This is a genomic window from Rhizobium viscosum (assembly GCF_014873945.1).
Taxonomy (GTDB): Bacteria; Pseudomonadota; Alphaproteobacteria; order Rhizobiales; family Rhizobiaceae; genus Rhizobium; species Rhizobium viscosum.
Window position 1 is genome coordinate 3,030,922 of record NZ_JADBEC010000001.1, and the last position, 21,762, is coordinate 3,052,683.

Genomic DNA, 21,762 nt, shown 5'->3' on the forward strand with positions numbered 1-21,762 from the left:
ACCTCACGCGGTGACGTCCGAACCTAGGTGGAAAGAGTTCTCGAGCTTTTCCGAAAGAAAGTCGATGAGAGCCCGTGCCGCCATCGGCAGGTGTCGCCGGGAAACGTAGAGGGCATGGATGCCGAGCGACGTCGGCTCCCACTCCGGCAGTACCACGGCGAGCCTCCCCGCCAGGACTTCATTGTCGGCCGAGAACCGCGGAAGCATGGCTATGCCGAGGCCAGACAGCGTGGCCCGTCTCAGAGCCAGGGCCTCGTTTGTCTGGAAGCTTCCGGAAACCGGTATGGTCACTTCCGACTCGCCCCTCCTCAGGACCCACTCCGCCCCGCCCAGATGGGTATATGTCAGGCACCGATGTGCCTTCAGGTCTTCGAGCGAGGCAGGCTCCCCGTGGTCTTTCAGGTATTTGACGGAGGCGTACAGGCGCGAGGGACACTGGCCAAGGCGCTTTGCGATCAGGGACGGATCGAGATGGTTCGCGATGCGTATCGCGACGTCGATGCGATCCTGCACAAGGTCTACCGATCTGTCCGAGATCTGAAGATCGATCTTGATCCGCGGATACTGCACTGCAAATTCCGAGAAGAGAGATATGAGCTGCGCCTCTGCGAGAATACCCGGGGCAGTCACCCGCAGAAGACCATGCGGCGTGTCTGAATGAACTGCCACTTCCGTCACCGCGTCGGCGACACGCGCCATCTCCTTGCAGAGTTCCAGAACCCGCTCTCCGGCCGAAGTCAGGCTGAGCTGTCGCGTGGTACGGTGAAGCAGCCTTGTCCCCGACCATTCCTCGATCGAGGCGATGTAGCGCGAAGCCATGGCGCGCGACATCCCGAGTTCTTCCGCAGCCGCCGAGGCGCTGCCCCGCTCCACGGTCTTCAACAGTACCTTTGCGGCCGTGATGCGGTCCATGATTTGCTCGATCCATGCAACATTATGCGTCTCAGAATGCCGTATATATTTGATATCCGCAACAGTACATTCTCCTCAACAAAGGAGATCGTCATGACCAACGATATCGAACTTCGGTACTTCTTCGACCCGTTCTGCGGCTGGTGCTACGCAAGCGCACCCGCGCTTGCCGGTCTTGCCGACAGGTTCCGCGACAAGCTCAAGATGCTCCCATCGGGGCTGTTCGTGGGAGGGCGGCCGATCTCGTCGATCGCAGATCACGCATGGCGCAACGACCAGCGCATCCAGAGCCTCACGGGGCAGAGGTTTTCGGAGGAGTATCATCAGAACGTCCTCCTTGCTCCTGATGGCGTCTTCGACTCCGGCCCCGCCACACTGGCATTGACTGCTCTCGGCGAGCAGGATGCTGCGCTGGAACCACACCTCCTGCACGCCATGCAGATCGCCCGCTATGTCGGGGGACGCGATACGTCCAATATCGACGAAGTCGCCACGGTCGCGGCCAAGGTTGCCACCGAGCACGGGATCGAGCTTGAGGCCGACGCCTTCTCGAACCGGCTCCGAAACGACGCCGCTCTGCGCGAGCGGACCCTGGAGCGGATGGAAGAGGCGCAGAGCCAGATGAATTCGCTCGGCATCCGCGGCGTCCCGCAGCTTGTCGCGGTCGTCGACGGCAAGCGGCACGTCATCGATGGGGAAGCCCTCTATCACGGTCCGGAACGCCTCCTGGCGGTGATCGCCGACCTCGCCATACCAGCTTGAACCATTCAACCTCAACAAGGAGAACCATCATGAAGATCGCACTCATCGGAGCTTCCGGCCAGGCCGGCTCCCGCATTCTTTCGGAACTGTCCTCGCGCGGACACGCCGTCACCGCGATTGCGCGCGACCCCTCGAAGGTCGCTTCGCTGCCCAGCGTCGTCGCCGTTGCAGGCGACATCGACGCTCCGGAAGCTCTGGCAAAAGTCCTGGCCGGCCACGACGCCGTGATCAGCTCGGTGCACTTCTCCGCAGCCGATCCCGACAAGCTGCTCGGCGCGGTCAAAGCGTCCGGCGTTCGCCGCTACTACGTGGTCGGCGGTGCCGGAAGCCTCGAAGTCGCTCCTGGCGTCCTTCTGGTCAACACGCCCGAGTTTCCGGCGCTCTACAAGGCCGAAGCGCAGGGCGGCCTCGACTACCTCAACCAGCTCAAGGCCGAGGAAGGGCTCGACTGGACCTTCCTGTCTCCCTCTGCGTCGTTCGTGCCCGGTGAGCGCACGGGCGCCTTCCGCCTCGGCACGGACCAGCTCCTGACGAACGAGAAAGGCAGCAGCATATCGTTCGAAGACTTCGCCGTTGCGCTGGTCGACGAGATTGAGGCTCCGGCGCATGTCAGGATGCGTTTCACCGTCGGCTACTGATCCGTCGCTCCCAATCCGAACCCGCTCCCAACGCAGTGGTCACATCGCGTGCCGTCACATTGCGTGCCGGCGCGACCGGCTCCGCATGTCTTGCGGCCTCCCGGATCCTATCCGCATCTCACAAGGAACCTCCCGAATGCTCAACCGCCGTACCACCCTCATGACGATCGCCGCCGCCGCGGTCGCGATCTCCGTCGCCTCATCAGCTGTCGCTGAGGACAAGTCCGCGCTGTCGTGGCAAGCCTTCAAGGCCAACGAAGCCGGCTTCCTGCGCGCGCCCGTTCTTGTCTCGGGCAAGACCGAGGCCGTTCTCATAGATTCGAGCTTCAGCTTCTCCGACGGCAAGCTCGTCGCCGACGCCATCAAGGCGAGCGGCAAGCGGCTGACCACGGTCTACATCACAACCAACGATCCCGACTACTATTTCGGCCTGGCACCCGTCCATGAGGCCTTTCCAGACGCTCGAATCCTTGCCGCTCCGGACACCGTGGCGCTGATGCGCGAGAAGGCCGAAGGCAAGATCAAGGCGTGGTCGCCCGTTCTCGGCAACGACGGCCCGAAGGCGGTTTCCGAGTTGATTTTCCCGGAAGCGACTGACGTCACCTCCTTGTCGGTCGACGGCGAGAAGCTCGAGATCGTGACTGCGCCTGGTATCAAGGACCGCGGCCGGTACATCTGGGTGCCGTCGCTCAAGGCCGTTTTCGGCGGCGTCGCGGTATTCGGCGGCATGTACCCGTGGGTGGCCGATCTGCCTGCTGCCGACGATCGGAAAGCGTGGAGGGCCGCGCTCGATGGAATCCTCGCCCGCAACCCGAAGATCGTGGTGCCCGGGCACACTACCGCCGCATGGCCGACCGACGCGTCGGGCGTGACCTACACCCGCGACTACCTGATCGCATTCGAGGCGGAAGCTGCCAAAGCCGCGGATTCGAAGGCTTTGATCGAGGCCATGAAGAAGCTCTATCCCAATGACGCAATGCCCATTTCGCTCGAACTCGGTGCGAAGGTCGCCAAGGGTGAGATAAGCTGGGGCGAGTGATGCCGGCGAGGGGTGGCGACCGATGCCACCCCTCCAAACCAGTCATCAGAAGCGCCAGGCGGCGATCTCCGTGCCCCAGATCATCATGTCGTTCATCATCTCATCCTCCTTTCATTCGGCGGCTTCGAGCCCGCGCTCGTCTTCCTCGACGAACTGGCTCTGCGCGGATGCGGCCGGCAGCCGCCATCCCTTGACCAGCCCGTAGACGGCGGGGATGACGATCAGTGTCAGCAGCGTCGAGGACACCATGCCGCCGATCATCGGCACGGCGATGCGCTGCATGATCTCCGAGCCGGTGCCCGTCCGCCACAGGATCGGCACCAGACCGGCCATGATGGCGACGACCGTCATCATCTTCGGCCGGACGCGTTCGACCGCGCCGACCATGATGGCCCGGCTGAGATCCAGCTTCGAGAAGGAACGGCCTTCCTTCTCGCAGGCTTGCCGCTGTTCCTTCATGGCGTGGTCGAGATAGATCAGCATGATCACCCCGGTCTCGGCCGCCACGCCCGCAAGGGCGATGAAGCCGACGGCGACCGCCACGGAGGCGTTGAAACCCATCCACCACATCAGCCAGATGCCACCGACGAGCGCGAAGGGCAGCGACAGCATGACGATGACAGTCTCCGTCAGCGCCTTGAAGTTCAGGTAGAGCAGCAGGAAGATCAGCGCCAGCGTCAGCGGGACGACGATGGCAAGCCGCGCCTCGGCCCGTTGCAGATATTCGAACTGGCCGCTCCATTCGACGGAATAGCCAGGCGGCAGCTTTACGCTTTTCGCCACCGCCTGCTGTGCCTCCGCGACATAGCCGCCGAGATCGCGGCCCGCGATATCGACGTAGACGTAGACGGCAAGCTGGCCGTTCTCGGTGCGGATCGTCGTGGCGCCGCGGGTCAGCTTTATATCGGCGACCTCGCCGAGCGGAACCGTTCCGCCGCCCGGCAGCGAGATCTGCACGTCGCGGGCGATCGCCTGCGGATCGCTGCGCAAGGCGCGCGGATAACGCACTGCCACGCCGTATCGTTCGCGGCCTTCGACGGTCGAGGTCACGACCTCGGAGCCGAGCGCCATGCCGATCACGTCCTGCACGTCGTTGACGGTCAGTCCGTAGCGGCCGAGCGCTGTGCGGTCCGGGACGATGTCGAGATAGTAGCCGCCGATCACGCGTTCGGCATAGGCGCTCGACGTTCCCGGGATTGCCTTCAGCACGCTTTCGATCTGCCGCGCCACCTTCTCCATCTCGCCGAGATCAGTGCCGTAGACTTTTACGCCGACGGGTGTCCTGATGCCGGTCGAGAGCATGTCGATGCGGCCGCGGATCGGCATGGTCCAGGCGTTCGACACGCCGGGAAACTGCAGCGCCGCATCCATCTCCTGCTTCAGGCTGTCGATCGTCACGCCCGTCCGCCACTCGGATTTCGGCTTCAGCCGGATGATCGTCTCGAACATTTCCGTCGGGGCCGGATCGGTTGCCGTGAGCGCTCGGCCGGCCTTGCCGAACACGCTTTCCACCTCTGGGAAGGACTTGATGATGCGGTCCTGCGTCTGCATCAGTTCGCCCGCCTTGGTGACGGAGATGCCGGGCAATGTCGTCGGCATGTACATCAGCGTGCCCTCATCCAGATTGGGCATGAACTCGCTGCCGATATGCTGCGCCGGCCAGACGGTCGCCGCCAGGATCAGGACCGCTGCGGCGATCGTCAGGGTCTTCACCTTCAGCACCCCGGAGATGACCGGACGGTAGAGCCAGATGAGAATGCGATTCACCGGGTTCTTCTGCTCAGGCACGATATGCCCCCGGACGAAGACGACCATCAGGGCGGGTACGAGCGTCACCGACAGAAGTGCTGCGGCCGCCATCGAGAAGGTCTTGGTGAAGGCAAGCGGTCCGAACAACCTGCCTTCCTGCGATTCCAGCGTGAAGATCGGCAGGAAGGACACGGTGATGATCAGCAGGCTGAAGAACAGCGCCGGCCCGACCTCGCTTGCCGCCTCGACGAGGATGTCGATCCGCGGCTTGTCCGGCGGTGCCCGCTCCAGATGCTTATGGGCGTTCTCGATCATGACGATCGCCGCGTCGATCATTGCGCCGATGGCAATCGCGATGCCGCCGAGGCTCATGATGTTGGCGCCAAGCCCGAGGAGCCGCATGGCGATGAAGGCGAGCAGGATGCCGACGGGCAGCATGATGATGGCGACGAGCGCACTCCTGACATGCAGGAGGAAGGCGATCGTCACCAGGGCGACCACGATGGACTCTTCGACCAGCGTGCCTTTCAAGGTCTCGATGGCCGCCTCGATCAGCGTCGAGCGGTCGTAGACGGGCACGATCTCTGTGCCCGCGGGCAGGCTGGCCTTGATCGACTCCATGCTCTTCTTGGCATTGTCGATCACGGTCAGGGCATTGGCTCCGAAGCGCTGCAGCACGATACCACCTGCCACTTCGCCCTCGCCATTGAGCTCGGTGATGCCGCGCCGCTCGTCCGGGACGAGTTCGACCCTCGCCACGTCCCCGAGGCGCAGCGGCACGCCGTTCCGGCTCTTCAGCACGATGTTCTCGATGTCGGGAATGCCCTTGAGGTAGCCGCGGCTGCGCACCGCGAACTCGAATTCGGACAGCTCGATCGTTCGTCCGCCGATGTCGGTGTTGCTGGCGCGTACGGCGTTGGCAACGTCTTGAAGCGATACGCCTTGCGCCTTCAGGCGGGCGGGATCGACGACGATCGAATATTGCTTCACGAAACCGCCGACGCTTGCGACCTCGGCCACACCTTCGGACTTGGATACGCCGAAACGCACGACCCAGTCCTGCAGGGAGCGCAGTTCGGCCAAGGAGAGCTCCTTGGCGACGAGGGCGTATTCGTAGACCCAGCCGACGCCTGTGGCATCCGGGCCGAGCGTCGGCGTGATGCCCTGCGGCAGGCGGCTCGCCGCCGCGTTCAGATATTCCAGCACACGGCTGCGCGCCCAGTAGGGATCGGTGCCGTCGTCGAAGATCACGTAGACGAAGGAGACCCCGAAGAAGGAGAAGCCGCGCACGACCTTGGATTTCGGCACTGTCAGCATCGAGGTCGTCAGCGGGTAGGTGACCTGATCCTCGACCACCTGCGGGGCCTGTCCGGGATATTCCGTGTAGACAATCACCTGCACGTCGGAAAGATCGGGGATCGCGTCGAGCGGGAGGGAGCGCAGCGCATAGATGCCGCCCGCCACCGCGAGCGCAGCACCAACGAAGATCAGCACGAGATTGTGGGCTGACCAGGCAATGAGGCGGGAGATCATGGCTTGGCCTCCTCTGATGTCATGGCGCTCAGCGCCGCATTGAGGTTGCTTTCCGCGTCGAGCAGGAAGTTGGCCGAGACGACCACCTTGTCGCCGGCGGCGACGCCGTGGCGGATCTCGGTCTTGTCGTCGCCTCGGATACCGAGCGTCACGTCCCTCGGTTCGAACCGTCCGTCGCCCTTGTCGATGAACACCACCTGGCGGTCGCCGGTGTCGACAACGGCGCTGTTCGGAACCGAGACGACGGGGCTCGGGGCACCGGCCTCGATCCCGACGTCGGCATACATGTTGGACAGCAGGAGACCATCCGGATTGGCAAGCTCGATGCGCACCTTTGTCGTGCGCGTCTGCATGTCCACCTCCGGATAGACGAGGTCGACGGCGCCGTGGAAGGTCCTGCCGGGAAGGCTGCGGATCGTGACATCCGCCTTCGCGCCGATGCGGACGGAAGCGAGATCGTATTCCGGCACGTCGGCCGTCACCCACATGTCGGACGTGTCCGCAATGCGGAACAACACGTCGCCGGGTTTTGCCATCATGCCTGCTGTTGCCACGCGTTCGAGGACGATGCCGTCGCGCGGAGCGGTGTAAGTCATGCTCGTCGGCACCTGGCGGGTCCTGGCGATGTCGTCGATCACCGCCTGGGGCACGCCGAGGTTCTTCAGGCGCAGAGCCGAGCCCGCGTCGCCGGTGCCGCGCGAAGTGTCACGGCCGGCAGCGTATTCGGACGCGGCGGTGGCGATCTCCCTGGAGTAGAAGCGGAAGAGCTTTTCGCCCTTGCCGATACGGTCGCCGGTCGTGACGTCGGCGACATCGTCGACGAAGGAGTCCGTCCGCATCGAGATGATGCTGACGAGGCGTTCGTCCAACGTCACGGTACCCGGCACCTCGATCTTGCGACCGATGCTGGCCATCTCGGCCGTTGCCGTCTTGACGCCGGTGCGCTGCAGCTTGCCAAGCGAGACCTTGACGGTCGAGGCGTCGGACTGCTCACCCTCATAGACTGGAATGTAGTCCATGCCCATCGAGTCCTTCTTCGGCACCTTCGACGTGTCCGGCAATCCCATCGGGTTGCGGTAGTAGAGGATGCGGCCCTTGCCGGCCTCCGACGGCGTTGCGGTGTCGGCCGCTTCGGCAAAGGCAGGCGCCTTCGCCTTGTCGTCGAAGCTCACGTCCTCGCTGGCATGCACGGTGACGAAGGAACGTCCATCGTCGGTCGTGTCAGGCGTGGCGGAGTACTGCGGCAACCCGTCGGGGTGGCGGTAGTAGATGACTGCGCCGACGCCAGCCGATGGTGCAGGCTTCGGAACCGCCGGCGTGGCGATCGCGTTTTCGGCCAGTTCGAGCCCAGCCATCGAGGCAAGGTTGTTGGTGCCAGCCCAATAGCCTCCCCCGCCGAGCAATACGGCGAGGGAGAGCGTGGCTGCCACACGTGATGGCGTGGTCAAGGGACTGCCTTCAGGACAAGCTCGCCCTGGACGGTGTCCGGCTCGCCCTGGACCTTGGCTGCGAGCTTGAAGCGCCAGTTTCCGGCCATGGCGAAATCAGTCTTGAAGGCGTAGACGCCGGGCTCCGTCGAACTGGCTGCCTCGACGGGCGTCGTCATCATCTCCATGCCCTCGGGGGCCATATCCATGCGGGTGGTGAAGATGACGGCGTCGGGAACCGGCTTGCCCGTCCGCTTGTCGATCAGGCGCACGGAGACCAGCGATCCCTGGCCCTGCTTGACGTCAGCCGAAACGGGCTGGAACTCGTAATCCTGCGAACCAGCGAAGGACACGGTGGCGGAGCCGGCGATCAGCACGCCGGCGAGGAGCATCGCTCCGGAAAAGGAAGTCTTGTTCATGATTGTCCGATCTCATCGGGACGGATCCTCGATCACGTCCTCGGGTCAAAATTGATGGCCATCGGATCACGGGCGCGCTCAGGCGTCCGGCGTGAACCGCGGCATGTTTCAAAATTGGCTTGAGATCAGGCTTTCGGAGGTCGGGCCGGAGGCTCGATAAATGCCGGCGTCAGTTGCGATGCGGAAATCGCGTCGTAGCTGTGGGCCAGCCAGGAGATTGCCAAGGACTCGCCATGAACGTCCGGTTCATGGGCGGAGATCGACGTGGTGCAGACCAGCGACAGAGGGCAGTCCTTGCCACAGTCAATTTTCTTGACCGGCTGTTGCTGCGGGCAGCAAGGCATCTCCTCCATCATCTTCATGCCCGTCATCTTCATGCCGGCCATGGCGCTCATGCCGTCGATCATCGCCGGCTGCGAGGACGCCATGGCGCTGCCGGCCAGCCCAATGCTTGCGGGCCCAAGAACAACCGCGAGCATGGCGACGAACAGAAACAGACGATGGACGGCCCGAAGGAGAGTCATGCAAATAGGAATGGCATGGCGCCTGCAGAATTGGAAGCGGGTTCACGCAGATGTGTTGCGATCCTGCCTGATCCGTCGCTCAACCTGCGTCGTCACCCAGCATGTGATCCGCCAGCCTGTAACAGTGGCTCGCCTGATAGGCGTTCCGGCCGCGGTTCATGTGCGTCAGGTTGAATGCCCGGATCGCCTGCAAGGCACGGGGCGTTGCCATGAATTTACCGATCGAGGAAAAGCCGCGGACCTTGACGCCGAAAATGTCATCGCCTCTGGGGAAGATGTAGCTGACGTCATCAGGCGCCATGACGCAGTGCTCAAGGAAATCCTCGTCCACCTGGCCGTGATCGAGCGAGTGATCGGTGGTGAAATCGGAAAGATGCACCAGGAAGAGAGCGCGGATGTCCTCACCGTCAGCATAAAGCGAGAAGAGCTCCATCCAGCTCGCATTGACGCGAATGAGCGCCTTGCCCGGTGTCGACGGCAGACAGGAAACCGACCAGTAGTGCCGCTCGGTCCGGCGCGGGATCGGGATGCAGTCGCTGCCGTAGCGCCGGAGAATCTCCAGAACCTCTGGTGCCTGCGGCCGGCGCAGCAGCTTCTCGAACCTCGCCACGTATTTGAGACGCAATTCCAGGGACTCCGGGCGCTCGTCGGTATCGCGCAGCATCGTCTCGCCCTGCATCCAAGCGCGCTGCTGCTCAAGGTCGAGGAACCGGCGCAGGCCGGCGATGTCCTGGCGGCGCGCCGCGTTCACGTCATCTTCCATGAAGCAATCCCAGCCTCCGCTTCTGAACAGTTCCTCGCCGTGTTGCGGCGACGGAGCTTTGCGAATGTTTCCCGCTCACCGCATATATCCATCATTTGCTGCGTGAGAACTACGGCCCCTATGCCGAAACACTTGTCGGACCTGCCGCTCAAGCGAAGCCGCAGACAGCCGAAGCGAGTGTGGAACCACTCGCCGGACAGGGTTCAAAAACTGTGATCGATAGGCCGGTTTCCCGAACCCATCGGTGGATCAGCTCTCAATGGAAATCAGCAGCTACTAATAGCCACCGATATTCCCGCGAACGGGACCAATCCCCAGTGGAGTTGCGTAGGTCGTGTTGTCGCCGCCGGTGCCGGTGGTCGCGCACCCTGAAAGGGCCAGAAGCGCGATCGTTACCGCGGCCAAAAGGTATTTTACAGACATGACATTGTCCCCCTTATCAGTCACCGCGCAGACCCTCAGGGCCAGAGCACGAATATTCCCCAAACCATCGGCATAAGCAACTGTGGCGAGTACCTATTCGACGCAATTGCCTCAACGATATTGGGTGCTTGGAACAAGCCGGTTCACTCTCGGCCCGATGGGCCTCTGCGGAAGGCGTGGAGCGAATTCATTTCCTAGCTGGGGCCTGCCCGGTGGCGGCATTGAAGCCGTGGACGACGGCGTTTGGCGCCTGACAATCGTTTTTGATCGTGCACCCGGGACGGTCGAGCTATACCGGCGGATCGCGGCGCTTTCAGGAGCGTGCCCCAATTTTCAGCAGGATGCCCTGGGTTGAAGCCGTACGGGACTTCGCGACCGCTGCGCATGCCATTGTTCGATATCCTCGTTTCCGGCACGCGAGAGGGCGCGCTGACCGCTGATGAGGCGAGAAGGGGCCTGACTGGCCGGCTATTCCGCCATCCACTTCGCCTTGGAGGCGTCGAGCCCTGTCCCGCAGCGCGATTCTATTTGCCAACCGTTTTCCGAATAGTTCTGGCGACGTTCGAAATAGTCCACGTCGCCTTCTCTCCAGCGGGGGTCGAGCCACGGGCCGCGACCCGTCCTTCGGACCACCGCCGGGGAGAAGGGGACGCCACTCCATCCCACGCGGAAAATCTCATGCCACAAATGACTGCACATGCACCGTCGTGCGACTGGCTCGCCATGCTCAAGACGAATGACAAGGGCAATCCCCTTCCTGGCCTCACGCTCAACTGGACCGTGATGCTGGAACACCACCCCGACGCATGCGGAATGCTTGCCCTCGATGAATTCAGCGGCCAGACGATGCTGCTGCGCCGGCCGCCGTGGGATTTGCGGAAGGGCGACTGGAAGCCTCGCCCCATCGGAAACAACGACCTTGCCGAAGCGGTGGAGTGGCTGGAAGGGTTTGGCCTGACGCCGAAGGTTTTCAACATCAATCCCGTTATCGACAAGGTCGCCGGCCGGCATCCCTATCACCCCGTGAAAAGCTGGCTGTCATCGCTGCCGGCATGGGACGGAAGGAGGCGCGTCGACACGTTCCTGACCTCGCATCTCGGCGCCGATGACACGCCGCTGAACCGTGCCTTCTCGCGCAAATGGCTCTGCGCCCTTGCCAGACGCGTGTTTCAGCCAGGGTGCCAGTTCGACCACGTGTTGACCCTGCAGGGCAGGCAGGGCCTCGGAAAATCGTCCTTCGGCCGGGCGCTCGTTCCGGTCGAGCAATGGGTGACCGACGGCGTGACGGTGGGCGAAAGCGCGCGCGAGGTGATCGAGAACACGCGCGGACGTTGGGTCGTCGAGCTGGCGGAGCTTGCCGGCCGGTCGACCCGGGAGATCGAGACGATCAGGAAGTTCATCACGGTTCGCGTAGATACCGCGCGCGGCGCCTTTAAGCACAAGGCCGACGACGTGCCGCGCCAGTTCGCGTTCTACGCCACGACGAATGCCGACGAGTTCCTGACCGACACGACGGGCAATCGCCGCTGGTGGCCGGTCAGGCCCACCGCGATCGATATCGCGGCAATCCGGGCCGACCGCGCGCAGGTCTGGGCCGAAGTCATGACGATCTACGAGCATGAGTCCCTGTGGCTGGATGACCCGGCATTGCAGGCAGATCTTGAAGCCCTGCACCAGGGCGTGATGGATTTCGGCCCCACCTACGAGATCATCCGCGATCTGATCCCCCACGGGGACATGATGCTGCCGTGCGCGGACATGCGCAAGCTTCTGACCGGCGGAAGCGAGGATGCCAGCCGCTTGCCCTCCGGCTGGCACAAGAACCTGCAGAGGGCGCTTGTCGGGTTGGGGTTCGAACCTCAGTCGGTGGTTTCCAATCGCGGGCGGGAGGCTGTGCGCGTTTATGTTCGGGGCAATGTGAGCGGCAGGCGCTGGGCGGGATGGGCGGATGGACGGATTGAATTCGAGCACGGCCGGCGAGGGCGGGAGCGGAGCTTCTAGAGGGGTGAGCGCACCGCCCTGGAGACGGTAGCATCAAGTGGCTTGTCTTGCGGCCGACCTGGAGAATTGCTTACGGTGCTTACGATTGCCCACATAAATTTTGTAAGCGAATTTCCATAATGGTTTCAGTGATTTATAGCTTCGCTTACAGACTTACGAAAACATTGGTAAAACTCAGTGGAGAGACAGACCGGTATTCCAGAGGGGCTGGTGGTTATCCCCATGAGAGTTGGAAACAGGCGGTAATTTCGTAAGTTTGTAAGCGCAATCGTTAAGGCACTGATTTTGTTTGATAAACGCGCTTACGAAATTTGCAGATGCAGAGGCAGCGCTTACAAACTTCGGGCATCAGGCCGCCATTGCCGGCAAAGCGACAGTTCAGTGAAGTACGGCGATGGCGGTAATCCCGGCCTCGTCTGCGGCGCGAATGATTGCCGCTCTCAGTTCTCCGGGCTCAGCACTGCCCTTCACGACATCAAGACAGATCTTGATCGCCGCCAGAAATTCCTCCCCGTCATCGCAGGGGAATTCCTTCATGAGCGCGTTGGCGGCTCCAATGGCCGTTCGCACGGACAGGAGCCTATCCGGATCGTGAAACATCAGGATCACGGGGGCGAATTCGATTGGGGTGTCCCATTCCATTACACAATACTCCCGATGGGATGGCGTATTGTTAAGGTTGCAAGAGGCGTGCCAAGGGGAGCGCAGCGGTTTATCCGGAACAGGCATGGCGCTCGTGGCGCAGGACGGGGAGAAGGTTTTGCTGGCGGTGGGAAGGCGCACAGCCAAGGCATTGACATCCCGTGGGGAGGCAGGCCGCGTCGTTTACGCCATCTCTGAAGCCCAACCCATCATCATTCGAAGATTCTTGCTACCCGGGTTTTCTCGCGCCGTTTCTTAGCTGCGCAGTATGCGTACCGAACCAGATAGGCGGCCAGGATGAGTATCTGCTGAAAGAAGACGGCAGCGACGACCAGGAATTGCATCACTTCCTCAGGCTCATAAGAGTCGTCCACAGCGGTTATATCTGGTGTGAAAGTCACTTTGTGGCACAGATACGCTGACAGAACGATCCAGATCACCGCCAAAAAATGAAACGCCATCCGGCGATGTGGCCATCTGCGCCCGGCGATAAACGCCAGGAACGGAGCGGCAAAGTTGCTCGTAAAAAAGATGAGGAATCCGAGTTCAGGCTTGATCATCGAATGTCGCGTCGTGCTTTTTCAAAAAAGTGCAACAGTGTTTTTAATCAACGGGGCCGAAGCGCCGTGTCAACGATCACATGAGAACCCTCTGTGCTTCGTTGTGGTCAGTTCGCACCGCCGAGAATGTTGGACACCGCATTGTCCTTGGTTTGCTTAGCCGTGGCTCGAGCGGCAATCCCGGCCTTGATGCCGTCGATCATCGTTTGCAATTCCGGTCGGATCGCCAGGGCTGCGGAGCGTTCAGCGGGCATGTCTACGAACACTCGCATTGCAGCGAGCCTGCGTTCCACTGTGTCGACAAACACGCCGGGACGTAAAATCTCATACATCGCTGTAGCCGACCATCGCGCCGGATCCTTGTTGTCTACGTCAATCAGGCAGCGAAACCTCCTGTCGTCGGGCAGGATCTTACGACCGACCTCGTAGCGGGTACCGGAAAAACAACCGATATCCCACATGACCCGGAATTCAGCGATCTCGAATTCGCCCGACATATTTTTCGACCATTCGAAATCGAGCATGCCCGGATTGCCCTGTCGATTGTACCCGTAAGTGTTGCGCGCCTTGATCGCCTGGTAGAGAGCGGTATCGAAGTCTTTCTCTGCCAGGTCAGTGCCGTCGCATTTCTCCACCATGATTGGCTTCCTGGCGTTGCCCGTGATCATGGTGAGGAACTTGTCTTCCTGCATCTCCCGGGCCTGGCAGCGATCGAAGGTCAGCTTGATTCGAACGATGCGATCCTCGAACGCATAGGCCTGCACGGACGCTTCGCGTCCTATAGTGCATCGGATCGAAGTGACCTTGTTCGACGAAAACGTCCGCTTGTCATCGTAGTCGCTCCTGGTGTCCTGCTCGCCGTTTACGGGTACGAACACGCCGCCCGACGTAACGACCGGATCAAAGAGGTTATCAGAGAGATAGGTGTCCATCTTGACCACCGTGACTGGAATCGTGAATCCGTCCGTGGTGCAACGCCCGGCCTGGCGGAGTGTCGTCTCAAGAGCAGATTGAGATTTTCCCAGTTGAGCTGGCCAATCGAATGCCTGAGCCAACACGACCGTCGGCATGAAAGCCATCATTGCTATTGCTGCGATTGCAGACCGCATACCCGTCCCCGTTCCTAAAACCCCGGATTGTGTAGCGGCTGGAACAGGCAACGGCAAGATGAGCGGGATCGATATCCAACCGAAACATCGGCCTACTCGGCGGGGCATCGCCAGTGGTATCGGAGCGTGGCCAGGGACATAGCATTCCTGCCGGCTTCTAGCTGAAAAGACCTTGCCAATCCTGCCGACCGTGCAGGATGCGAACTATCAGAATGTCTCGCTCCCGGTGGTGTAGGCAATCATATGGGCCTGATAGGGATGAAGCCGCATGGGTGGTTTCAGCTCCCGGCGCTCCCGCGCCATTTGCGGATTATCGGCAAGCAATTCGAACGTCCTAAATAACTCATCGACATATCGTTCGGACTGCGCCACACCGAACTGTTCGGCGCCAAGAACGTAGATATCGATGATATCCCGGTCAGCTTTAAACGTCGTGCGGTATTTCATGCCCGGCTGGCGGCCAACCGTTCACGCGCGGCCTGGAGAATGTCTTCCTTCGAGCGGTCGCTGACGCCACTCTCAAGACCTTCGGTAACAAGCCGCTGCAGCTCCGCCAGCTTGTCAGCACGCTCCTGATCGCGGCGGATCAGATCGCGGACATAATCGCTTGCGTTGCTATAGCGCCCCGTCTTGGTCTGGGCTTCCACCCATTCCTTCATGGGGTCGGGCAGGGACACGTTCATGGTTGCCATATCGATCACCTCGTGCCGGGTAGGATGGCATGGTTTGGCAAGCATTGGCAATTGTATGAAAGATGATAGCGATGATTGCGAGCGGCGAACCCATAACGTGAAGCCCTAGTCCGACTAAAGCCGGCTGTGCGGTCCGCTAGCATCAATCGCTCGGCGTCAGTCGTCTTCAATTCGGCTTTCGATCGGCCTGCTCCGGGTCTTCTCGCTCGCCGTTGACACTACAGGAGATGCCATGAATTCTATATTTCGAGCTACCGCTGGAAGGCGACCGTGATGAGCAGACTTCGGACACTTATGATCGCTGGCTTGGTTATCGGCTTGGCGACCCTGGCCTCATCGTGCACGATGCACCGAAGCTCAAATAGCGCCGATTTCCAGTATCAGCCTGGGCATTCGAGGAACCCGGCGTGCAGCCAAGGCTTCAGGCCGACCAACGCGCTATCCTGCAGGTATTGATCTGCCAGGTCGCCGCTACCCGTTCCACGACCAGACAGTCACTGTCACAACATACGGATGCTCTGCTACAAGCGGAAGAAGATCAATCTCAGTCTGGTCTTCGCCGGTCAGGCCGTCGGCATCAAACTGGTCGAAGACCGTATCTGGCTTACCAGCTTTATGGATTACGATCCGGGATGCTTCGATGATGAGAACTATGTCTACGCCATAGCCGGCCATTAAGCGGCGTTTGAATCCTGCGTGTTCCGCCAGTTTTCTTGGTATCTCACGCAGGCCGGCTTCGCGAGCCCTTCCCGTGGGCAGGCTTCACTCGCGATCTGTCGACTGCTTCTCCTCAGCTGCCGGCCTTGCGCACGGCCTCGGCCTCGACCAGCCTGGCAATCTTTTCCGACAGAGCGGGATCGTTGACGGCGCGCGCCAGCGTGACGCCTCCGGTCAGAAGGGCAAGCAATAGAAGTGCCCGGTCTTCCGGTGAAGCGCCCGGTGACCCGTCTGGCGCCTCTTCCGGCAGTCCGTCGGCAATTTCGGCCGCCAGGCGTCCAAGCTCTTTGGTATAGGCAAGCCGAGTCTCCTCATCCGATCGCATGACGTCGGCCGAAAGTGTCGGCAACGCGCAGCTATCTCCGAGATCACAGATTCGCTTGTAGCCGAGATAGTAGCTGACAAAGGCTTTCAGCCAGCCGCCGGCCTGTTCGGTCTTCAGCGCCGCAATTCCCTGCAAGAGTTCATCCATCCCCGCAAGCAAGGCCGTGCGAAAGGCTTCACCCTTGGTCTTGAAGTGCCCGTAGAAGGCACCATTGGTCACACCTGCCGCCTTCGTCAGCGCGTCGATACCCGCGCCGCCATAACCTTCTTTGCGAAACACCTGTCCGGCGGCGCTGATGACTTTCGCCAGTGTCTGCTTCTTGTGCTCAGCGCTGTAGCGCATGTCGAATTCCTTTAAGAGTGATCACTCTTTATCGCTTGCATAGAGAGTGATCGGTCTGTATGCATAGAGAGCATTCGGTATATATGCCGTGCATCGCATTCCAAAACAAGGAGAGGACCATGCCGATCACACTCACTATCCCGGAAGGGATCCTGTCGCCTGCGGCCCAGGCGGAAGCCTTTGCCGGCCTGACCGCCGCGCTTCTGGACGTGTCCCAACTCAGTGGAAACGCTTTCATGACGGCCAACGTCGTCGGGTCCATACACACGCTGCCGGCCGGCCATGTCCTGGCGGCGGGCAAGCCTGTCGATGCCGCCTTCGTGGAACTGAAACTGCCTGAGGTCGCGCTGGCGACCGCGGAGGCGAAGCGCGCCTTCATCGAAAAAGCGACCGATGTCGTGGAAAAGGCGGCAGGCGGCAGAATCCGGCGCGAGCATATCTGGTCGAATATTGTCTATGCGCCGGATGGCGCCTGGGGCATCGCCGGGAAGAGCTATGCCAATGCCGATCTCGGTGAATCTATCGCCAGATCCGCTGCCCCGGACAACGCCTGAGCGGGACCAAACGCGCGGGCCGGATGTAGATGCATCCAGCCCGCGTCAGAACGGAGAAATCATGATGCAGCTTGCCAATTACCTGTTCTTCACGACCCAGTGCGAAGCGGCGCTTTCTTTTTACACCGAGTGCGGGCTTGGCCAGGTGACAGTGCTGATGCGCCATGGCGACCTGGATATTCCACTCCCGGACGAAGCGATGGCGGGCAAGGTTATGCATGCGCGCTTCGAGGGACCTGGAGTGCTGTTTTTTGCGTCCGACAATCATGACGCGGAGCCGATGCGCGGCTCATCTCACATCCTCATCCTGGACGATCGCGCAAGGACCCGGGAGCTGTTCAGCAAGCTGGCAGCAGGAGGGCGCGTGACAACGCCTCTGGCGACACAGCCATGGGGAAGTTTCTACGGCAAGCTGACCGACAAATTTGGGGTCCAGTGGATGCTGGACTGTCTCGCCTGAGCCGAACTGGCAAGCCACCAGATGCCAGTCAGCAATTGAGGCGAGGGCGATTTCTCTCAAGCCCGGAGAGAGGGATGAAAGGCTGCGTCTGATCGAGACTGCGGCAACGGGACGTCATGGCGGGACCAGATGTCAGCAATTCCGGCTAGGATATGGAAGTAGGTGGCGCACCGGTGGAGATGAAACCGGGCACCGTTATGTCATTGTTACTGCTATCAATTTCCAAGCGTCGGTATGCTGTACGCCGCGTGCGGACCCAATAGCGGCGTGCAGAGAAATCACGGTTCGAACCCGAAGAGACCTTCGGGAGAAGGCACCTTCCCCCGGCACAAAGCTGTGTGCAGAACCCATTTGAAGCGTTATGCTAAATGGATACCGTCGATGTATCGTCCGGAAGACCTCGCCATGACAGATGAGTCAAGCCTCGATCGTCGCGATTTCATGCTCGCAGCCGTCGGCGGCGCTGCGGCGTCGATTGCTCTTGCTTCGGATCATGCTGCGGCACAAACCGCGACGGCCAAGTTGCCGGGAGGAACAATCTACACGGGCGATACCGTGGACGGAAAGCCGGTCGTCAGCACGCTCGGTGTTGCCGACCTTGAGCCGGGGAAGCTCCATCGCCTCTACTTCCGCGGCGTCGAAGGCCCCTCGGGCCAGCCCTGGCTTGTGTCGGTCGCCGTCCTGCGGGGAGCGAAGCCGGGCAAGCGCGTCACGCTGGTGAGCGGTGTCCACGGCGACGAGATGAGCTCCATCCACGCCGTCCAGACCATCATCGATGGGCTCGACCCGGCCGTGATGGGCGGCACCGTCATGGCGGTCTTCGATGTGTCCCGCCCTGCGATCGAAAACATGGGCCGGCGCTGGCCGAACTCCGGTCGCGGTGCAGACCTGATCGACCTCAATCGTGTCTGGCCGGGCGACGAGAACGGGCCGAGCGCTCCGGCGCGCCATGCCGGTCTTCTGTTCAATCGGCTGATCCGTCCGAACTCGGACTATGTCCTTGATTTTCATACCGGCTTTACCGGCATCGATGCCCCGGCGTTTCACCTGGCGAAGATGGACGTGCCAGAGATCAGGGCCATGGCGGAACTCTTCCCGATCGACCAGATCTTCGACAACGCCGGTTATCCCGGTCTTCTTACGGACGCCCTCTTTCAGGTGGGTATTCCGGCCTTCACGCCCGAGATCGGCAATGGCCGGCGCCTTGATCTGACAATGATCCCTCTCTTTGTGGAGGGCACGATGAACGTGCTCAAGCTGCACGGCATCATCGAGGGGCCGATCGGACGCACCGGACGCGATATGGGGATTTTCGTGGGCAACAGCCTCTTCCCGGTTCTTGCGACCGCAGGCGGCATTGTCGAACATCTCGTAAAGCTTACGGACGCGGTCAACCCCGGCCAGAAAATCGCAATCCAGCGCAACATGTTCGGCGAGATCGTTGCGGAATATACCAGCCAGGTCGATGGCAAGATTGGCGGTCTGCGGAGCGACGCCACGTCGGAGCCCGGCAACGTGATCGCCTTCATTCTCTTCAACCGGACGCCGCCGAGCGGGGCTGAAGACTATCCGGAATAGGGCACCGCTGTCCGCGGGTTATCTGCGAGAAGCAGCGGCCGGACGCTGTTCGGCCGAGATGCCATCGCTTGCGGAGCATGACGGCATTCCCGTCGACGCTCAGCGAATAACCTTATTTCCACCCGTTGCGGACGTGGCGCCAGCGATGACGCAACGGTCGCATTCAGACAAATCCACAATCAGTGCCCAGTTTTGTTCCGGGACAAGAACAACATTCTAGAAAAATCAAAAGGATAAAAATAGCGCGCCGGAGAGGATGAAAGTGGGCACCGGTACATCATTGTTTGTGCTATATAATTTCTAAAGAAAATTTGCCGCCCCGCTTGAGCCAGCCCGAACTGTAGGAACTAAGAGCACTGTTTCCGTAATGCACCTTCGCGCATTTCCATTGGATGTACTGTCACCGTAGCCTACGATGTATAACGTAATTTGTAAAAATTACTCTCTAGTTGTATAAAATAGATGTATAAAATTTGCGAACGCTATTTTTGAGGCGAGCGATGTCGGAATTAGGCATACCGCAACGACTTCTTGAGCTTTCCGAATCAGAACTTTATCGAGACTTGGGAGAAGCTGTGGTCGGAGGCCATGCCGCTCCTGGCGATCCAGAGGAGGCCGAAAGAAGAGGCTACAACTACTTCAATGAGATGCTTCCGCAAATCCGGGATCGTGTTTGTGGGTCGTCAATAATTGTTTCGTTTGTTGAGAAAGACGATGTTTATGCGCTCGCGAGCGCGATAGCGGAATTGATCACGGGGCATTTCGCTCTTCCAAATGCCGTCGGGACGCTCGCTGTGTTGGCGGCGCGAATGGGATTGAAGGTGCTATGTCCCATGGTCCGACAATGACTGCATCATTCCTGGCACATTTCCAGACGCAGAGGAGCGCATTCAAAAACATCGTGCCGGAGGATGTGTTTCGCTTGCGTAGTTATGAAGGTACGTGGGACTTCGGCCAAGAAGTTATTACAAATGCTGGGCGGATGTTTCTCAACGATAGTGAATTGGGGGCGCGAATTGAGATAGGACTGGTAAACGAACCGTCCATGACTGCTACATGGTATAAGCACCCAGATACACCAGATTCATATGTAATCGCAGTGAATGCTGGCCTTGTCACTGCGCTAAACGTTATCGCATTCGATATATTTGGGTACGGAGATGAAGTTGATGATGAGCCGCTGCTACTAGGTCATCACGATGCGGCTGCCGCAGAGCGCGTCAGCGAGCGCATCGCAGCATTTCTCGAAGTGGGATTTCCACTAGGCAATGGCTTAGCTCCATCTTCGCGCAGATCACCATTCGTTGAAGCGCTTGTGGCCGACGCAATTCAATTCCTCATTTTGCACGAATTCGCCCACATTGTCCTTCGTCATGATCGCGGCGATGTCCATCTCCTGCGAGACAAAAGAGTAGACTTGCAAATTGCAACATTCTCTATTGGACAGGAACATCAAGCGGACGACCTGGCTGGCCGTCTTCATGCGCTTATGCGTCGTCCTGAGGGGACGAAATTCGCTGGAATGGAGTTCGGCGGACCATCGTTATTTTTCGGGCTTCTCGGCTTGTTTGAGAGATATACAAGGTATCGGGATGCCTTCGACAGTCCCCATGCGCATCCGAACGCATACGAGAGATTATATAGACTAAGGGTCGCTTTCACCGCTGGTAGTCGCTCAGGATACGTGCCCGTTTTCTCAGATGGCAATCTGAATCTAGCCCGGCCGTTTGCTGAACCTAACCCAGAGGCGGTGCGCTTTTCTGATGCCATCGCGCAGTCTCTGCTCTCAGTTCTGGCCTCGATCGAAGAGAAGCAGTTATTGCCCTCTCCAATTAACAACCTGTTCAATCAATATTGCGAGGGCGATCTATCTAACGACAAAAAAGAACAGTTTTGGCAGGAGATCGCGCGCTGGCTATTTATCGGGAGTCCGATAAAAATCATCCACCACCTAGCTGAATTGAGGCGTTCGGCAGAAGAACAACTCAAGATGGAGAGCGACGAAGGGCACAGGGCGTTTGTTTTGCGTGCGCTCGCGCTTACTGCGGATGTTGTTAACCGGATGCGGACAATTGAAGATTATTCAACCAAGCGTGCTCTTCAAAGATATGCTGCGGCTTTCGCATGAAGGAGGTTAATGCAACGTATTTAAGAACAGGCGCGAGGCAAGAAGTGAGCGCTGAACATAAATCCTTCTAATCTCAGCGCGATGTATTCGTCGCGGTCGCGGCTTGTGTCAAATCGGAACCTGAGTGCCCAGTTTTGTTCCGGAGTGTAGAGAAATGGCGCACCAGACAGGATGAAGCTCGGCACCGCTAATTTATTCTGTGCGCCTTATGATTTCTAAGATTTGTCATGCCGCTTTATAAACAGGATGTTGCCTGCGTCCCCGTTTTGTTGGGTGAGTGATGCGTGGTGCCGCAGCACCATGCTTTCAGAATCCCGAAATAACTCGCTCACTGGTCAATGGCGGCGGCGATTTCGCTGCGCGACATCGGTTAGGTTCTGAATATCGGTGGGAAATCTTCGATCCGACAACCTGCCCGTCTCAAAAATCTTGCCATACCACTTTTAGGAAGCTCTCCCTAACGAA

At 60.0% G+C, this 21,762-nt stretch carries 23 protein-coding genes; 10 read left to right on the top strand and 13 right to left on the bottom strand.

Translation table 11 applies throughout. The annotated features are described in order from the left end of the window. Window positions 1–3: 3 nt before the first annotated feature. Window positions 4–912 carry a LysR family transcriptional regulator gene (locus H4W29_RS14835; RefSeq protein ID WP_192729581.1) on the bottom strand — a complete coding sequence of 303 codons (909 nt, stop codon included), beginning with the start codon at window positions 910–912 and terminating at the stop codon, window positions 4–6. A 93-nt stretch (window positions 913–1,005) separates the two neighbouring features. Here H4W29_RS14835 and H4W29_RS14840 point away from each other — a divergent pair, with 93 nt between their 5' ends. The 3 genes from H4W29_RS14840 to H4W29_RS14850 all read left to right on the top strand — a co-directional run bounded on the left by H4W29_RS14840 (window position 1,006) and on the right by H4W29_RS14850 (window position 3,351). Continuing rightward, window positions 1,006–1,674: a DsbA family protein gene (locus H4W29_RS14840; RefSeq protein ID WP_192729582.1), complete on the top strand. Its 669-nt coding sequence runs from the start codon at window positions 1,006–1,008 to the stop codon at window positions 1,672–1,674. Window positions 1,675–1,703: 29 nt separating this feature from the next. Continuing rightward, the gene (locus H4W29_RS14845) at window positions 1,704–2,312 is read left to right on the top strand and encodes an NAD(P)-dependent oxidoreductase (RefSeq protein ID WP_192729583.1); all 609 of its coding nucleotides are present in this window, start codon (window positions 1,704–1,706) and stop codon (window positions 2,310–2,312) included. Window positions 2,313–2,448: 136 nt separating this feature from the next. Further along, complete coding sequence (locus tag H4W29_RS14850) at window positions 2,449–3,351, top strand: MBL fold metallo-hydrolase (protein ID WP_192729584.1); 903 nt, start codon at window positions 2,449–2,451, stop codon at window positions 3,349–3,351. Between the two features lie 111 nt (window positions 3,352–3,462). Here H4W29_RS14850 and H4W29_RS14855 read toward each other — a convergent pair whose 3' ends face one another. The 6 genes from H4W29_RS14855 to H4W29_RS14880 form a co-directional block, all read right to left on the bottom strand. Then, the gene (locus H4W29_RS14855) at window positions 3,463–6,633 is read right to left on the bottom strand and encodes an efflux RND transporter permease subunit (RefSeq protein WP_192729585.1); all 3,171 of its coding nucleotides are present in this window, start codon (window positions 6,631–6,633) and stop codon (window positions 3,463–3,465) included. Beyond that, a complete protein-coding gene (locus H4W29_RS14860) occupies window positions 6,630–8,081 on the bottom strand; it encodes an efflux RND transporter periplasmic adaptor subunit (RefSeq protein ID WP_210332180.1) in 1,452 nt (483 codons plus the stop codon). Before H4W29_RS14860 ends, H4W29_RS14855 begins: the two co-directional genes overlap by 4 nt. After that, a complete protein-coding gene (locus H4W29_RS14865) occupies window positions 8,078–8,479 on the bottom strand; it encodes a FixH family protein (RefSeq protein ID WP_246517183.1) in 402 nt (133 codons plus the stop codon). Before H4W29_RS14865 ends, H4W29_RS14860 begins: the two co-directional genes overlap by 4 nt. A gap of 125 nt (window positions 8,480–8,604) precedes the next feature. Then, entirely contained in the window at window positions 8,605–8,886 is a 282-nt protein-coding gene (locus tag H4W29_RS14870) for a hypothetical protein (RefSeq protein WP_246517184.1), read from the bottom strand. A 196-nt stretch (window positions 8,887–9,082) separates the two neighbouring features. Next, window positions 9,083–9,766: a hypothetical protein gene (locus H4W29_RS14875; protein ID WP_192729587.1), complete on the bottom strand. Its 684-nt coding sequence runs from the start codon at window positions 9,764–9,766 to the stop codon at window positions 9,083–9,085. 276 nt (window positions 9,767–10,042) lie between these two features. Continuing rightward, window positions 10,043–10,189: a hypothetical protein gene (locus H4W29_RS14880; protein WP_167669471.1), complete on the bottom strand. Its 147-nt coding sequence runs from the start codon at window positions 10,187–10,189 to the stop codon at window positions 10,043–10,045. Window positions 10,190–10,867: 678 nt separating this feature from the next. Between H4W29_RS14880 and H4W29_RS14885 the strand changes: the two genes are divergently transcribed. Further along, window positions 10,868–12,190 (top strand): virulence-associated E family protein, encoded by a 1,323-nt coding sequence (locus H4W29_RS14885; RefSeq protein ID WP_192729588.1) that lies wholly within the window; start codon window positions 10,868–10,870, stop codon window positions 12,188–12,190. 378 nt (window positions 12,191–12,568) lie between these two features. On the opposite strand, the gene H4W29_RS14890 is transcribed toward H4W29_RS14885, so the two are convergent. The 5 genes from H4W29_RS14890 to H4W29_RS14910 all read right to left on the bottom strand — a co-directional run bounded on the left by H4W29_RS14890 (window position 12,569) and on the right by H4W29_RS14910 (window position 15,193). Continuing rightward, entirely contained in the window at window positions 12,569–12,832 is a 264-nt protein-coding gene (locus H4W29_RS14890; protein ID WP_192729589.1) for a DUF982 domain-containing protein, read from the bottom strand. A gap of 212 nt (window positions 12,833–13,044) precedes the next feature. Further along, window positions 13,045–13,392, bottom strand: coding sequence for a hypothetical protein (locus H4W29_RS14895; RefSeq protein WP_192729590.1), 348 nt, complete (start codon window positions 13,390–13,392; stop codon window positions 13,045–13,047). Between the two features lie 107 nt (window positions 13,393–13,499). After that, window positions 13,500–14,462, bottom strand: a complete 963-nt coding sequence (locus H4W29_RS14900) for a hypothetical protein (protein WP_192729591.1) — start codon at window positions 14,460–14,462, stop codon at window positions 13,500–13,502. Window positions 14,463–14,708: 246 nt separating this feature from the next. Continuing rightward, window positions 14,709–14,948 carry a type II toxin-antitoxin system RelE/ParE family toxin gene (locus H4W29_RS14905; RefSeq protein WP_246517186.1) on the bottom strand — a complete coding sequence of 80 codons (240 nt, stop codon included), beginning with the start codon at window positions 14,946–14,948 and terminating at the stop codon, window positions 14,709–14,711. Then, complete coding sequence (locus tag H4W29_RS14910) at window positions 14,945–15,193, bottom strand: type II toxin-antitoxin system ParD family antitoxin (RefSeq protein WP_192729592.1); 249 nt, start codon at window positions 15,191–15,193, stop codon at window positions 14,945–14,947. The genes H4W29_RS14905 and H4W29_RS14910 overlap by 4 nt, the downstream gene beginning before the upstream one ends. A 513-nt stretch (window positions 15,194–15,706) precedes the next feature. On the opposite strand from H4W29_RS14910, the gene H4W29_RS14915 reads away from it, so the two are divergent. Beyond that, window positions 15,707–15,871 (top strand): hypothetical protein, encoded by a 165-nt coding sequence (locus H4W29_RS14915; RefSeq protein ID WP_376776566.1) that lies wholly within the window; start codon window positions 15,707–15,709, stop codon window positions 15,869–15,871. Between the two features lie 112 nt (window positions 15,872–15,983). Here H4W29_RS14915 and H4W29_RS14920 read toward each other — a convergent pair whose 3' ends face one another. Next, the gene (locus H4W29_RS14920; RefSeq protein WP_192729593.1) at window positions 15,984–16,577 is read right to left on the bottom strand and encodes a TetR/AcrR family transcriptional regulator; all 594 of its coding nucleotides are present in this window, start codon (window positions 16,575–16,577) and stop codon (window positions 15,984–15,986) included. A gap of 119 nt (window positions 16,578–16,696) precedes the next feature. Here H4W29_RS14920 and H4W29_RS14925 point away from each other — a divergent pair, with 119 nt between their 5' ends. From H4W29_RS14925 to H4W29_RS14945, 5 genes are all read left to right on the top strand, one after another. Beyond that, window positions 16,697–17,131: a tautomerase family protein gene (locus H4W29_RS14925; protein WP_192729594.1), complete on the top strand. Its 435-nt coding sequence runs from the start codon at window positions 16,697–16,699 to the stop codon at window positions 17,129–17,131. 64 nt (window positions 17,132–17,195) lie between these two features. Further along, window positions 17,196–17,591: a VOC family protein gene (locus H4W29_RS14930; RefSeq protein WP_192730747.1), complete on the top strand. Its 396-nt coding sequence runs from the start codon at window positions 17,196–17,198 to the stop codon at window positions 17,589–17,591. A 405-nt stretch (window positions 17,592–17,996) separates the two neighbouring features. Next, entirely contained in the window at window positions 17,997–19,169 is a 1,173-nt protein-coding gene (locus H4W29_RS14935; protein ID WP_192729595.1) for a M14 family metallopeptidase, read from the top strand. Window positions 19,170–19,669: 500 nt separating this feature from the next. Next, complete coding sequence (locus H4W29_RS14940; protein WP_192729596.1) at window positions 19,670–20,017, top strand: hypothetical protein; 348 nt, start codon at window positions 19,670–19,672, stop codon at window positions 20,015–20,017. Further along, window positions 20,014–21,297, top strand: a complete 1,284-nt coding sequence (locus tag H4W29_RS14945; RefSeq protein ID WP_192729597.1) for a phage exclusion protein Lit family protein — start codon at window positions 20,014–20,016, stop codon at window positions 21,295–21,297. The genes H4W29_RS14940 and H4W29_RS14945 overlap by 4 nt, the downstream gene beginning before the upstream one ends. The last annotated feature ends 465 nt before the right edge of the window (window positions 21,298–21,762 follow it).